Genomic DNA, 13,613 nt, shown 5'->3' on the forward strand with positions numbered 1-13,613 from the left:
ACCACGGGGTGAACCACCGGATGGCAGATTCTGCCACAGCGGCATAGCCTGCCGAGGTGAGCACCCCCAGCACCACCGGCAACACCTCCCGACAGGACCCTCCCGGTGTCTCCCTGACGGAGCGGCGCAAGGCGGAGACCCGGATGGAGATCGCCCGGGCGGCCGCGGGCCTCTTCGTACGGCAGGGCCTGCGAGCCACCCGCGCCGAGGACATCGCACACGCCGCCGGCATCGCGCCCCGCACGTTCTACCGCTACTTCGCCACGAAGGAGGAGGCGGTCGCCCCGCTTTACGCGGCGGGCGCCCAGCGCTGGGCGGAGGCCGTACGGTCGGCTCCGGCGGCCCTCTCGGTCCCCGAGGCGCTCGAACACGCCGTCCACCACACCCTGACCCCCGGCGCCGGCGTCTCCGCGGCGTCCTGGGAATGGGTGCGCACCCTGATCCACCTCGCCGACACCAGTCCGGCCCTGCGCAAGGTGTGGGCGGAGGTCTGCCAGTCGTCGGAAGACCTCCTGGCGACGATCCTGGCGGAGCGCACCGCACCTGACACCGCATCCGACACCGCACCCGACAACGTTGCCCCCACGCCGCACCTCCGTTTCGCCTCGGCGGTGGCCGGTGCGGCGGTCCGAGTGGCGGTGGAGTCCTGGGCGGCGGGCACGGCGTCCCCGTCGGACGCGGAGGGACCAGCGGCACTCGCGCTGCGGAACCTGGCGGATCTGCGCGGGTTCGCCTGGGGAGAGCAGACGTAGCGGATGCGCCGGCGCCTGTGTACGTGCTCCGGCGCCTGTAGGGCTTCGGGTGTCCAAAGGGCCTGGGAGGCGCCGGGCCGCGCGCTCACGCGCCCCCACCGGCTCGCGCCAATCGGCCCCCCAGCTCCCTCGCACACTCCACGAGTTCCCGTGGCTCCCGCACCACGAACTCGCACCCCGCCATCACCAGCCGCACCGCCAGCCACTCCTTCGGATCCCCGGTGGTCCCTCGCACCACACACCATCCACCCCCTTCGTCCACCGGCGTCCCCAGCCATCCCGGCACCCGGGCCCCCACCTCCGCCGCCGTCCCGGCGAACGCGACCACGAACTCGTACGTCTCCTGCTGCCGTTGGATCGACCGCCGCAGATACTCCGCCGCACTCCCCGTCGGCAACTCCCGCGGAGCGAACCGCGCCCCGGTCGCGAACGGCTCGCTCACCCGGTCGACCCGGAACGTCCGCCAGTCGTCACGATCGACGTCGTACGCCACGAGGTACCACCGCCGCCCGGTCGACACCAGCCGGTACGGCTCGGCCTGCCGCCGCGTCTCGCTTCCGTCCGCCGCCCGGTAGGCGAACCGCAACCGCTCCCGCCCCGCAACCGCCGACGCCATCACGGTCAGCGTCTCCGGCGCGATACTCGCCCCGTCCCCACTGGTCAGCGGCGTGGTCGCGGCCTGAAGCGTGGCCACCCGGTGCCGCAGGCGGGCCGGCAGCACCTGCTCCAGCTTCGCCAGCGCCCGTACGGACGCCTCGTCCACCCCCTCCAGGGCATGCCCCGCTCCGGCGCGCAGCCCGACCGCGATGGCCACCGCCTCCTCGTCGTCGAGGAGCAGCGGCGGCATCGCCTTCCCGGCGACCAGCCGGTACCCGCCGTCTGCCCCCTTGCTGGCCTCGACCGGATACCCCAGCTCCCGCAGCCGGTCGATGTCGCGCCGCACGGTGCGCCGGGACACCCGGAGCCGTTCGGCGAGTTCACCGCCGGGCCACTCGCGGGGCGTCTGGAGCAGAGACAGCAGCTGGAGCAGTCGAGCCGGAGTGTCTGTCGTCATGCACCAGAGGATGCCTTACGACTAGGACAGGATCTGACCTACTCGCGCCCTACGTTCTCGACATGACTTCCGTTGACGACAACGCCGCAAAGGGGCGCGGGGAACTGCGCACACCACCACGACGAACCCACAGGCAACCCGCCACAGCGACCCCGACGGCGCTCGAAACGTCGGCAGCCCCCGGCGCACCGCACCGCTGGCTGGCCCTGGCCATCGTCATGACCGCCGCCTTCATGGACCTGGTCGACGTCACGATCGTCAACATCGCCATCCCCTCCATCCAGCGGACCGCCCACGCCTCCTTCAGTCAGATCCAGTGGATAACCGCCGGCTACGCCCTCGCCTTCGCGGCCGGCCTGATCACCGGAGGCCGCCTCGGGGACATTCACGGCCGCAAACGGATCTTCCTCCTCGGGGTCGGCGGCTTCACCCTCGCCTCGGCCCTGTGCGGCTTCGCCGCCAACCCGGAGATGCTGGTCGCCGCCCGCATCCTGCAGGGCGGCATGGCCGCGATGATGGTCCCGCAGGTCCTCTCCATCGTGCACGCCACCTTCCCGGCGCACGAGCGCGGCAAGGTGTTCGGCATGTTCGGCGCGATCGTCGGGCTGGGCGCGGTCTCCGGCCCGCTGCTCGGCGCCCTTCTGACGGAGTGGAACGTCCTCGGCCTCGAATGGCGCCCGATCTTCCTCATCAACCTCCCGGTCGGCATCGCGGCCTTGCTCCTCGGTCGCCGTTACATCAGCGAATCCAGGGCGCCACACGCCCTGAAGCTCGACCTCGTCGGCGTCGCCCTGGTCACCCTCGGCCTGCTGATGCTGCTCTACCCGCTGACCCGCGGCCGCGAGCTGGGCTGGCCGCTGTGGGGGTACGCGTCGATGGCGGGGGCGCTCGTCGTCTTCGGTGCGCTGGTGGCGTACGAACGCCGCAAGGCGGCCCGCGACGGTTCCCCGCTCATCGAACCGTCCCTGTTCAAGGTGAAGAGCTTCGCCGCCGGCATCGCCGTGCAGACCGTCTTCGGTGTCGCGCTCGGCATCTTCTTCCTGGTCTGGACGCTGTACATGCAGGACGGCCTCGGCTGGAGCCCGCTGCACGCGGGCCTGACCGGGGTGCCCTTCTCGATCGCCGTCTCCGTGGCGGCCGGCCTGTCCGTGCAGAAACTGGTCCCGCGCTTCGGCCGCAAGGTGCTGCAGGCCGGTGCCCTGGTGATGGGCCTGGGCGTCCTGCTCTACATCTGGGAGTCCGATCGCTACGGCCTCGCCATCGCCTCCTGGCAGATGGCCCTGCCGCTGGTCGTGATGGGTGTGGGCATGGGCCTGATCGTCGCCCCGCTGACCGACGCGGTGCTGTCGGAGGTGCCGCGCGAGCACGCCGGTTCCGCCTCCGGCCTGATCAACACCGTCCAGCAGATGGGCAACGCGCTCGGCCTCGGCCTGGTCTCGGTCGTCTTCTTCGGCGTCATCGACGACCGCCTGACCGCGGACCGGGTCGGCCCGGCCTTCGTGAACGCCTTCCAGCACGCGCTGCTCTGGGTGGCCGCCGTCATGGCCGTGATGTTCCTGCTGATGTCCGCCCTGCCGAAGCGCCCGGCGCAGCACGTGGAGGGCGGCGGCGCGGAGGAGGCCCTCCCGGCGCAACCGGAGGACGAGCCCGTGCTCGTCCCCTGAACACGCCTCCCGAGCGCGCCCTGAGCGCCCCCCCGACGAAGGGCTCGGCACCTCTTGGTGCCGGGCCCTTCCACATACGCGTCTCCCGCGGGCCTCACCCGCCCCTCCGGACGGCGCGGAAGTCCGACCGTGCCCGGTTGAAGCCCGAACCTGTTTACTTTCCGGAAATCCGGGCGTAGCCTCCAGCGAAACCACAAGTTCGGGCACGAGTCAGACGCAGTCGGACATGGACCGGACACCAGTCGGACGTATCTTGGAGCGGAGGCGCAGGGCATGTACGCACCGGAGCGACAGCAGGAGATCCTCCGGCTCGCCCGTGACGGCGGCCGGGTGGACGTCGTGTCGCTCGCCGAGGAGTTCCAGGTCACCGCGGAAACGATCCGCCGCGACCTGAAAGCCCTCGACCGCGCCGGCCTGGTCCGCCGGGTGCACGGCGGTGCCATCCCGGCCGGCCGCCTCGACTTCGAGCCGGACCTCGCCGAACGCGAATCCACCTCGGCCGACGAGAAGGACCGCATCGCCAAGGCCGCCGTCTCGGAACTGCCGACCGAGGGCACCCTGATCCTCGACGCCGGCACGACGGTCGCCCGCCTCGCAGGGGCCATCCCGCTGGAGGCGTCCCTCACCGTCGTCACGCACAGCCTGCCGATCGCGGCCCGCCTCGCCGACCACCCGGGCATCCAGCTCCACCTGGTCGGGGGGCGCGTACGGCACCGCACGCGCGCCGCCGTGGACGCCTGGGCGCTCCGCGCGTACAGCGAGATCCGGGCGGACGTCCTCTTCGTCGCGGCCAACGGCTTCTCCGCCGACCAGGGCCTGACCACTCCCGACCTCGCCGAGGCCGCGGTCAAGCGGGCGGCCGTCGCCGCGGCCCGCCGGGTGGTCCTGCTCGCCGACTCCGCCAAGCACGGCCAGGAGCACTTCGCCCGCTTCGGCGACCTGAGCGACGTGGACCTGCTGATCACCGACAGCGGGCTGAGCCCCGAGGACGCCGCCGCCATCGAGCGCGGCGGCACGGAAGTAGTACGAGCATGAGCACCACGGACAGCGTGAACGCGACGAACGGCACGACCGGTACGGCCATGATCCTCACCGTCACCCCCAACCCCTCCCTCGACCGCACCTACGAGGTGCCCTCCCTGGAGCGCGGCGAGGTCATCCGCGCCACCGGCGAACGCATGGACCCCGGCGGCAAGGGCGTGAACGTCTCCCGCGCCGTCGCGGCCGCCGGCCGGCGCACGGTCGCCGTGCTGCCCCTGGGTGGTGCGCCCGGCGCGCTCGTCGCCGACCTGCTCGACGCGCAGGGCATCGAGGTCGCGCCGGTCCCGGTCGCCGGAGCCACCCGCTCGAACATCGCTCTCGCGGAGTCCGACGGGGTGCTCACCAAGATCAACGCGCCGGGTCCGGAACTCTCGCGGGCCGAGCAGGAACTACTCCTGGAGACGGTGCGCGAGCAGTCCCGTGACGCGGACTGGATCGCGTGCTGCGGGAGCCTGCCGCGGGGGCTCGCGCCGTCCTGGTACGCCGATGTGGTCGCCCGGGCGCACGCCGGGGGCGCCCGCATCGCGCTGGACACCTCGGGGCGTGCGCTGCTGGAAGCGCTGCGCGAGCACCCGGACGTGGTGAAGCCGAACGCGGAGGAGCTCGCGGAGGCCGTCGGGCGCCCCCTGGCGACGGTGGGCGACGCACTGAAGGCGGCCGAGGAGTTGCGCGGCATGGGCGCGCGCGCCGTACTCGCGAGCCTGGGCGCCGACGGCCAGCTCCTCGTGGAGGACGCCGGCGCCTGGTTCGCGAGCGCCCGCGTGGACACCGTCCGCAGCAACGTCGGCGCCGGCGACTCCTCCCTCGCCGGATTCCTCATCGCCGGCGGCAGCGGCCCCAAGGCCCTCGCCTCCGCCGTCGCCCACGGCGCCGCCGCCGTCCAGTTGCCCGGCAGCGTGATGCCCACCCCCGCCGACCTGGACCCCACGGCGGTGACCGTCACCGACCGCGTCCCCGTCGACCGCGAACTTACGGAGCCGGTGTCATGAACGCTCGTACGACCCTGCACGCGGCCGCGCTCCTCCCCGGCGCCGCCCGCCGACAACCGGCCCGCGAGCGGCGAGGTTCCTCCTCTTTACTCGCCGCGCCGACGGGTCGACGGGGCACCCTGAGCCGCCCCGGCGTCCCCGGGAGGCGGGGCTTCCCCGGCCCCTCCTCCCACCCCGCCCCCCACGGCACCCCCGTCCCCGAAACCGCCCACCCCACACCCCGGGCGATACGCGTGCATAGGAGCCCGCGATGAGCGACATGATCACCGCGGACCTGGTCGATCTCGACCTGTCCGCCGACACCAAAGAAGCGGCGGCGCGCGCCCTCGCCGAGCGCATGGTGGCCCTGGGCCGGGTGACCGACCTGGAGGGCTTCCTCGCCGACGTCGCCGCCCGCGAGGCCCAGATGCCGACCGGCCTCGACGGCGGCATCGGCATCCCGCACTGCCGCAGCGCCCACGTCACCGAGCCGACGCTCGCCTTCGGGCGCAGCGCCGCCGGCATCGACTTCGGCGCGGCGGACGGCCCCGCCGACCTCGTCTTCCTGATCGCGGCCCCCGCCGGCGCCGACGACGCCCACCTCACGATCCTCTCCTCACTGGCCCGCCAGCTGATGAACAGCGAGTTCACCGACGCGCTGCGGTCGGCGGGCGACGCGGAGACGGCTGCGGCGCTGATCCGGGGGGACAAGGCGCCCACGAAGGGCGCGGAGGCCGCGGGCGCCGGCGACGCGGGCGCCGACGCGGGCGCGAAGGGCACCGCGAGCGCTGCTGAGGGCGCCGTGAGCGCCTCCCAGAGCACCGCTGCGACGCCGGCGGCGGCCTCCGCCGGCGCCGCAGCGGCAAACACGGCGCAAGCGCCCACCCCGGGCTCCGGCGCGGATGCGACCGCCGAGCGCCCCTTCCGTATCGTCGCCGTCACCTCGTGCCCCACCGGTATCGCCCACACCTACATGGCGGCCGAGTCCCTGGAGAACGCGGGCCGCGAGGCGGGCGTCGAACTCGTCGTCGAGACCCAGGGCTCGGCCGGCTTCACCCGGCTCGACCCCGAGGTCATCGCGGCGGCCGACGGCGTGATCTTCGCGCACGACGTGCCGGTGCGTGACAAGGACCGCTTCGCCGGCAAGCCGACCGTCGACGTCGGCGTGAAGGCGGGCATCAACCGCCCCGCCGAGCTGATCGGCGAGGTGCGCGCCAGGGCCGAACGCGGAGAGGTCACTTCCGGATCGGCGCCCACCCCGGTCGAGCGGGCCGGAGACGAGTCCGAGGGCTACGGCACCAAGCTGCGCAAGTGGCTGATGTCCGGCGTGAGTTACATGGTTCCGTTCGTCGCGGCCGGCGGTCTCCTGATCGCCCTCGGCTTCGCGATCGGCGGCTACGAGATCAAGTCCGCGCCCTCGGTCATGACCCACTTCGTGTGGACCCAGAGCGACAGCTGGGCCGCCCTGCTCTTCCAGATCGGCGCCGTGGCCTTCGGCTTCCTGGTCCCGGTACTGGCCGGCTACATCGCCTACGGCATGGCCGACCGACCGGGTCTGGTGCCCGGCTTCGTCGGCGGCATGATCGCGTCCACCATCAACGCGGGCTTCCTCGGCGGGCTCGTCGCCGGTCTGCTCGCCGGTGGTGTGGTGCTGGCGATCCAGAAGGTGAAGATCCCGGCGGCGGTCCGCGGGATCATGCCGGTGGTGGTGATCCCGCTGATCTCCTCCGCGATCGTCGGGTTCCTGATGTTCGTCGTCATCGGCAAGCCCATCGCCTCCGCCCAGAAGGGCATGACCGACTGGCTGAACGGCCTCAGCGGCTCCAACGCCGTCCTGCTGGGCGCCCTGCTCGGCCTGATGATGTGCTTCGACCTCGGCGGCCCGGTCAACAAGGTCGCGTACACCTTCGCCACGGCGGGTATCGCGGTCTCCAACCCCAGCGACTCCGCGATGAAGATCATGGCGGCGGTCATGGCGGCCGGCATGGTCCCGCCGCTGGCGATGGCACTGGCCACCACCGTGCGCGGCAAGCTCTTCACCGAGACCGAACGCGAGAACGGCAAGGCGGCCTGGGTCCTGGGCGCGTCCTTCATCTCCGAGGGCGCGATCCCCTTCGCTGCCGCCGACCCGCTGCGCGTCATCCCCTCCTCGATGGTCGGCGGAGCGATCACCGGCGCCCTGTCGATGGCCTTCGGCGCCACCCTGCGGGCCCCGCACGGCGGCATCTTCGTGGTCCCGCTGATCGGCAACCCGTTCCTCTACCTGATCGCCATCGCCGCCGGTGTCTGCGTCACCACGGCCCTGGTCGTCGTTCTCAAGGGTCTGCGCAAGCCGGCCCCGCAGACCCCGGCGGGCGGCTCCGCGGCCGGCCCGGCCGCCACCACGAAGGAGACCAAGCAGCCCGTCGCGGCCTGATCACCCGCACCCTCTTGTCCCTTTGATTCGCTGTGAGTTGTTCACGGCACCTGCGAGATACGTCACGGTCCGGGGCCAAAGTCCCGGACCGTGGTGTGTACTGGGGTGCATGTCTGAGCACGTCGCGCCCCTCCAGCTGATCGGAGTGACCGCCCTCGCTCTGGCGACCGTCGCCTGGGTGGTCGTCCTGATGCGCGTGCTGCGTCACACCCGCCGCGAGGCCACCTCCTGGCACCCGGGCCGCTTCCTCCCCGGCCATCCGCACCAGCTGCAGGCCGGCCCGCCACGCGAGTCCGTGGAACTCACCCCGGCCGAACAGGACGCCTTCGCCGGCCTGGTACGCCGGCTCGGCGGCCGCTGAGAACGCCTGGCGGGTGCGCCCGGCTCAGGGCCGCCGCGCGGCCCGTCGCTCCATGGCCTCCCGGGCCGCGTTCTCCGACGGGTACACCTCGCACATGTGCCGGCCGTCCGGCGTCGCCGTGTGCTCGACCTCCCACAGGGACAGCTCCCGGCCGTCGCTCAGCAGGAACGCGTGCTCGTAGAGCGAGAAACTCAGTCCGGTCCGGCCCGCCCGCCCCGGTCGTCCGAACGCCTGGGTGATCTGGTGCGCGAACGCCGTCGCCAGCACCTCAGCCGTCTCCGTATCCGGCCGGTCGGCGTTCTCCGCACGGCGCAGAAGCCGGCGCGCGTGGTCCGCGGAGTCGTCCGGTACATACACGTGCCGGGGTTCGGGGACCGCCGCCAGCGTCATCAGCACCGGCAGTTCGAAGTCCGGCGCGTCCTGCGGCAGTGGCAGCCGCGCCGTCGCGGCCCGCAACTCCTCCTCGTCGACGTACACCTCGGCCTGCGGGGCGCTGCCGGGCGCGGTGTTGTGTACGAGCTCCCACAGAGTGACCGCCGAGCCGTCGGCGAGCAGCCAGGTGTGCCGGTAGGTCTCCCGGTGCAGCCCCGCGCTGTGGTGTGCGGAGTGCAGCGAACTGTCGTGCGCCAGCGCGCAGTCCAGCTGCCTTATCGCCTCGTCGGGCAGTTCGAAGGAGTTCAGGGCACGGCCGAGGAGCCGCGCGAGATGCTCCTCCGGAGACTCGGGCGACTCGGCTGGTTCGTACGCTGCCGTCTCGTACGGAACGCTCAAGGTTTCTCCCGGCGTTGCTGCATGTCACCTTGTGGGTGCATACCGTAGCCCCTCGATCGGACATCATGTCCGGGAACCGAGAAAACGTACGCCGGGAAAACAAGCGGGCCGCGCGAAAAGTTCCCGCGCGGCCCGGTGATCTGTCAAAACCAGCCGGTCAGACGGCGCTTCCGGCAGTCCACTCGTTCCACGACAGGTTCCACCCGTTGAGCCCGTTGTCCGGCTGCACGGTCTTGTCGGGGGAGTTCTTCATGATCACGACGTCCCCGATGAGGGAGTTGTCGTAGAACCACTTGGCCGTCGTGTCACCCTGCGCGCCCTGCACGTCCGCGAGCCCCACACAGCCGTGGCTGGTGCCCTCGCGCCCGAACGGCGGGTTGCCCTTGTTGTACCAGTAGTTGCCGTGGATGAACGTGCCCGACTGCGTCAGCCGCATCGCGTGCGGCACGTCCGGGATGTCGTACTCCCCGCCCAGGCCGACCGTCTGGCTGTTCATCCGGGTCTGGGTGAACTTCTCGGAGATCACCATCTGCCCGTTGTACGTCGTGTGCTCCGGGCTGCCCGTCGACACCGGCACCGACTTGAACGTCCTGCCGTCCCGGACCACCGTCATGGTCTGCGTGTTCGCGTCGACCGTGGAGACCTGCGAACGCCCGACGGTGAAGGTCACCGTCTTCTTCTGCACCCCGTAGACGCCGTTCGCGCCCTCGACCCCGTCCAGGTCGATCTTCATCGTGACCTTGGAGCCGGCCTTCCAGTAGTCCTGCGGCCGGAAGTCCAGCCGCTGCGAGCCGAACCAGTGCCCCACCACCTGCTGGCCGCTGCTGGACGTGACCGTGATGTGCGACTGCACGGCCTTCTTGTCGCTGATGACCTTGTCGAAGTTGAACGAGACCGGCATCCCCACGCCGACCGTCGTCCCGTTGTCCGGCGTGTACGTCCCGATGTAGCTGTTCGTCGAATTGACGGTGGTGAAGATGGAGTTGGCCGCCGCCGTGAGCCCCTTGGGGTCCTTCGCGGTCGCCGATATCTCGTACTTCGTGCCGCGCTCCAACTGCTCCTTCGGCTTCCAGGTGCTGCCGTCCGCCGAGAGGGTGCCGTCCACGGCCTGCCCCGACCCTGCCACGGTCATCTTCACGACGGTCAGCTTGCCGTCGCTGACCTGCACGCCGGTCGTGTTGATGGACGCGCCGGTCGAACCGTCCTTCGCCGAGATGACGATCTTCGCGGTCGACGTCTTGGCGGCGCTGTCCTGCCCGCCCCTGCTGTCGTCGCTCTTGGCGCTGGCGTTGCCGCCGCAGGCGGTCAGGGTGAGGGCGCCGACCATCAGGGCGGCACAGGCCCCCAGTGCGCGCCGCGCTGCAATGTCCGGCGTTGTCACGGGCTGCTCCAAGTTCTTGTGATGTGCGTGATCCGCTCCAGTGCGTGGAGAGAGAGGGCGCCGACGCGGGTTCGGGTTCCCCCGGGCGGCCGCGAACGCCATCACGTGACAGAACCGGGACAATCGGCGAGAACGCGCGACAGGGGCGCGCCCCCGCCGCCGTCATCGCGACCCGTACAACTCCCCGTACGACGGCCACACTCCGCCCGGCCCGGCCACGGACTCGGCGGCGCGCACGGCGTGCACGACGGCGCGCGTCACCAGGTCCGCGCCGGCCGCGAGGATCTCGTTGAGCGCGAGCGGGCTCGCGTCGAGCGGACGCGCACCCGTCGCCAGCGCGAACACCGTGTCCCCGTCGTGCAGCAGGTGCACCGGCCGCACGGCGCGCGCGATCCCGTCGTGCGCCGTCCCGGCCAGCTTCTGCGCCTGCGCCTTGGAGAGGTCGGCGTCGGTCGCCACCACCGCGAGCGTGGTGTTGAGCGGCGGGAGCCCGTTGCCGGCAGCCGCCTCGGCGAGCCGCCGGCGCGCGGCCTCGTGCACCCGCTCCTCGGGGTACGCCACGCGCCCCTGGAACAACTCCCCGTACAGCACGCCCGTTTCGGGATCCGTCACCGCGCCGGCGGCATTGGCCACCACCAGCGCGGCCACCGTGATCCCCGACTCCAGCACCGCGCTCGCGCTGCCCACCCCGCCCTTCAGCGCCCCGGCCACGGCGCCCGTACCGGCGCCCACGCACCCCTCCCGTACCGGCGCCCCGGGCGCGCTCGCCGCGGCCTTCTCGACCGCCGCGCGCCCCATGGCCGCGTCCGGGCGGGCCCGGAAGTCCCCGCCCCGCCCCAGGTCGAAGACGCAGGCGGCGGGCACGACCGGCACCACGTGCGCCGGATCCGGCCCCACCCGCACCCCGCGCCCGCGCTCCTCCAGCCAGGCCATCACCCCGGACGCCGCGTCGAGCCCGTAGGCGCTGCCGCCCGTGAGCACGATGGCCTCCACCCGCTGCACCAGGTTGCGCGGGTCGAGCGCGTCCGTCTCCTTGGTGCCCGGACCGCCGCCGCGCACGTCCACCGCGGCGACCGCGCCGCCCTCGGGAGCGAGGACCACCGTGGTGCCGGTGAGCCAGCCGTCGCCGCTGCGCGACGCGTGTCCCACCCGCAGCCCGGCCACGTCCGTCAATGCGTCAACTGTCATGACGGCCAGTCTGGCCCAGACCGCCCTGGACCCGGAGCGTCAGGAGGCGCCCGCGGTGGCGTCCGCCGGGCGCTCACGACCGGCCGTGCGCGCCGTCAGGGCCGTCCCGGTCGCCACCGCCAGCGCGGACACCAGGCCCGCCGCCGGCACCGCCCGGTCGCCCAGGAAGGTGCAGCAGATCACCAGCAGCGCCGTCACGGGCAGCACCAGCTGCTGGGCGATGCCGACCTTGAAGTACCGCGAGTGCAGCGCCCACACGGTCAGCAGGTACAGCGCCGTCGGCAGGGTCACGGCCGCCGAGGCGGCCGGCGTCGAGATGTGCGCCGTGCCGACCGCCTGCTCCACGGCCACCTCCAGGCCCGCGCCGATCGAGGCCGCCGACGCGAAGATCAGGTAGTGGCCGTAACCCCACAGGAACGACTGCCTGTTGGAGCGCAGATGGCCGTGGATCGGCACCACGAAGTAGATCCACCACGCGGAGAAGACGATCAGCAGACCGCCCGCGGCGATCGGCAGCAGCTCGCCCAGCGCGTCATGCTCGGCCACGGCCGACTTCACGGCGGCGGTCGCCGCCGCGATCGTCTCCCCGAGCACGATGATCGTGAACAGCCCGTACCGTTCGGCGATGTGGTGCGGATGCCACGAGGTCGCATGATCCTTCTCCGCGTACAGCGGCACACACATCTCGACGACCGCCATCACCAGGAACACCCAGGCGCGCGCCTGCTCCGGCAGCAGCACCAGGCCCGTCCAGCCGACCTGGCACAGCAGCACGCCGCCCGCGTACCGGAGGGCCATTGTTCTCTCCGCGCCCTCGGCCGACCGTGCGGCTCTCAGCCACTGCGCGGCCATCGCCAGCCGCATGATCACGTAGCCCAGCCAGACCGCCATGTACTCGTGGTCCGCGAAGCCCCGCGAGATGCCGGCCGCCAGCACCAGCACGCCGGCGATCTGGATCAGGGTGACGACCCGGTAGAGCGCGTCGTCGTTGTCGTACGCCGAGGAGAACCAGGTGAAGTTCATCCAGGCCCACCAGATGGCGAAGAACAGCATCCCGTAGTTCAGGATGCCCAGGCCGGGACGGCCCTCCGCGACGGCGTGCACCAGCTCCCCACCCGCCTGTGCGATGGCCACCACGAAACACAGGTCGAAGAAGAGCTCGAGCGGGGAGGCGACGCGGTGGGCTTCGTCGCGCCCGCGCGCGGTGAGCCGGCGCAGCGGCCGGAGGTGCTGGGGCGCGCCCTGGGAAGCGGGCGCCGGAGCGGAACTCGACGTCATGCGTCCAGCACAGCAGAAAAGGACACCGAAAGCTTGTGAGCGTGTTCACGAGCGGGGATGGGGGAGGGCGATGGGCAGGGCGAGAAGGGCGCAGGCGCGGTCCCAGCCGGACCGCCGGACGAACGGTGTGGACGGTGTGGACGCAGCCATGGGCGACGCTGGCGCCCGGGCGCGCGGCGCGGGCGAGCGCCGGGACGGTCTCCGCGGTGGTCTCGCGGTACGGCTCGTGGACCGTCGTCGTGCCGGCGGCCGGGGCCTGCTCGTCGCGAGCGAACGGCCGGCTGAACTGCTCGTCCAGGAACGCACGGAATCCGGTGAGCAGATCAGGGCCCGCGAAGAACTCGGAGTCATCGGGCTCGCCCACGGCCGCGGAATCCGCGGTGGCGGCATCCGTGGCCTCGTGTGCGGCCGCGTACCGGTCGGGCCGGGTGGCAGGTCCAGGGCCGCCGGGCGCCTCGGCCGGGCCGGGACCGTACGGACCGTACTCTTGAGGCATGAGCACCGCCGCCCCCGAGCCCGAGCCGCGCGACCCGAAGGCCGCGCTGATCTTCGACGACCCGCTGGACCGGCAGTCCTCGGACGACACGGACGGCGGCTGGGGCGAGCGGCCGGACGGGGACTCCGCGGCCGACCTCAAGCGCTTCCTCGACGAGAAGCCGCCCCACCACCTCTGAACCGTCCGCGCCGTCGCCCGGACCCACCACCGCCGGGCGGCCCGCGCCGTCGTCAGGGCCGCCCG

At 72.3% G+C, this 13,613-nt stretch carries 12 protein-coding genes; 7 read left to right on the top strand and 5 right to left on the bottom strand.

Features of this window, described 5'->3' with window-relative positions; all coding sequences use genetic code 11:
* Nucleotides 1-143 precede the first annotated feature (143 nt).
* Complete coding sequence (locus ACWDGI_RS33065) at nucleotides 144-752, top strand: TetR/AcrR family transcriptional regulator (protein ID WP_450765738.1); 609 nt, start codon at nucleotides 144-146, stop codon at nucleotides 750-752.
* An 85-nt stretch (nucleotides 753-837) separates the two neighbouring features.
* Here the strand turns inward: ACWDGI_RS33065 and ACWDGI_RS33070 are convergent, their stop codons facing one another.
* Nucleotides 838-1,806, bottom strand: a complete 969-nt coding sequence (locus ACWDGI_RS33070; protein ID WP_450765393.1) for a helix-turn-helix transcriptional regulator — start codon at nucleotides 1,804-1,806, stop codon at nucleotides 838-840.
* A 62-nt stretch (nucleotides 1,807-1,868) separates the two neighbouring features.
* On the opposite strand from ACWDGI_RS33070, the gene ACWDGI_RS33075 reads away from it, so the two are divergent.
* The 5 genes from ACWDGI_RS33075 to ACWDGI_RS33095 all read left to right on the top strand — a co-directional run bounded on the left by ACWDGI_RS33075 (nucleotide 1,869) and on the right by ACWDGI_RS33095 (nucleotide 8,256).
* Nucleotides 1,869-3,470, top strand: coding sequence for an MFS transporter (locus ACWDGI_RS33075; protein WP_450765395.1), 1,602 nt, complete (start codon nucleotides 1,869-1,871; stop codon nucleotides 3,468-3,470).
* Nucleotides 3,471-3,743: 273 nt separating this feature from the next.
* Entirely contained in the window at nucleotides 3,744-4,505 is a 762-nt protein-coding gene (locus ACWDGI_RS33080; RefSeq protein WP_351739087.1) for a DeoR/GlpR family DNA-binding transcription regulator, read from the top strand.
* Between the two features lie 47 nt (nucleotides 4,506-4,552).
* Nucleotides 4,553-5,500, top strand: coding sequence for a 1-phosphofructokinase (pfkB, locus tag ACWDGI_RS33085; RefSeq protein ID WP_450765739.1), 948 nt, complete (start codon nucleotides 4,553-4,555; stop codon nucleotides 5,498-5,500).
* A 250-nt stretch (nucleotides 5,501-5,750) separates the two neighbouring features.
* Nucleotides 5,751-7,895: a PTS fructose transporter subunit IIABC gene (locus tag ACWDGI_RS33090; RefSeq protein ID WP_450765397.1), complete on the top strand. Its 2,145-nt coding sequence runs from the start codon at nucleotides 5,751-5,753 to the stop codon at nucleotides 7,893-7,895.
* 109 nt (nucleotides 7,896-8,004) lie between these two features.
* The gene (locus ACWDGI_RS33095; RefSeq protein ID WP_450765399.1) at nucleotides 8,005-8,256 is read left to right on the top strand and encodes a hypothetical protein; all 252 of its coding nucleotides are present in this window, start codon (nucleotides 8,005-8,007) and stop codon (nucleotides 8,254-8,256) included.
* 24 nt (nucleotides 8,257-8,280) lie between these two features.
* On the opposite strand, the gene ACWDGI_RS33100 is transcribed toward ACWDGI_RS33095, so the two are convergent.
* The 4 genes from ACWDGI_RS33100 to ACWDGI_RS33115 all read right to left on the bottom strand — a co-directional run bounded on the left by ACWDGI_RS33100 (nucleotide 8,281) and on the right by ACWDGI_RS33115 (nucleotide 12,874).
* Nucleotides 8,281-9,027 (bottom strand): DUF6227 family protein, encoded by a 747-nt coding sequence (locus ACWDGI_RS33100; RefSeq protein WP_450765401.1) that lies wholly within the window; start codon nucleotides 9,025-9,027, stop codon nucleotides 8,281-8,283.
* 157 nt (nucleotides 9,028-9,184) lie between these two features.
* On the bottom strand, nucleotides 9,185-10,408 hold the full coding sequence (locus tag ACWDGI_RS33105; protein ID WP_450765403.1) for a L,D-transpeptidase: 1,224 nt from the start codon (nucleotides 10,406-10,408) through the stop codon (nucleotides 9,185-9,187).
* A gap of 162 nt (nucleotides 10,409-10,570) precedes the next feature.
* Nucleotides 10,571-11,596: a P1 family peptidase gene (locus tag ACWDGI_RS33110; protein WP_450765405.1), complete on the bottom strand. Its 1,026-nt coding sequence runs from the start codon at nucleotides 11,594-11,596 to the stop codon at nucleotides 10,571-10,573.
* A gap of 39 nt (nucleotides 11,597-11,635) precedes the next feature.
* Nucleotides 11,636-12,874: a low temperature requirement protein A gene (locus ACWDGI_RS33115; RefSeq protein WP_450765407.1), complete on the bottom strand. Its 1,239-nt coding sequence runs from the start codon at nucleotides 12,872-12,874 to the stop codon at nucleotides 11,636-11,638.
* Nucleotides 12,875-13,368: 494 nt separating this feature from the next.
* Here ACWDGI_RS33115 and ACWDGI_RS33120 point away from each other — a divergent pair, with 494 nt between their 5' ends.
* A complete protein-coding gene (locus ACWDGI_RS33120) occupies nucleotides 13,369-13,548 on the top strand; it encodes a hypothetical protein (protein WP_450765408.1) in 180 nt (59 codons plus the stop codon).
* Nucleotides 13,549-13,613 lie beyond the last annotated feature (65 nt).

This window comes from Streptomyces sp. NPDC001220, assembly GCF_053597895.1.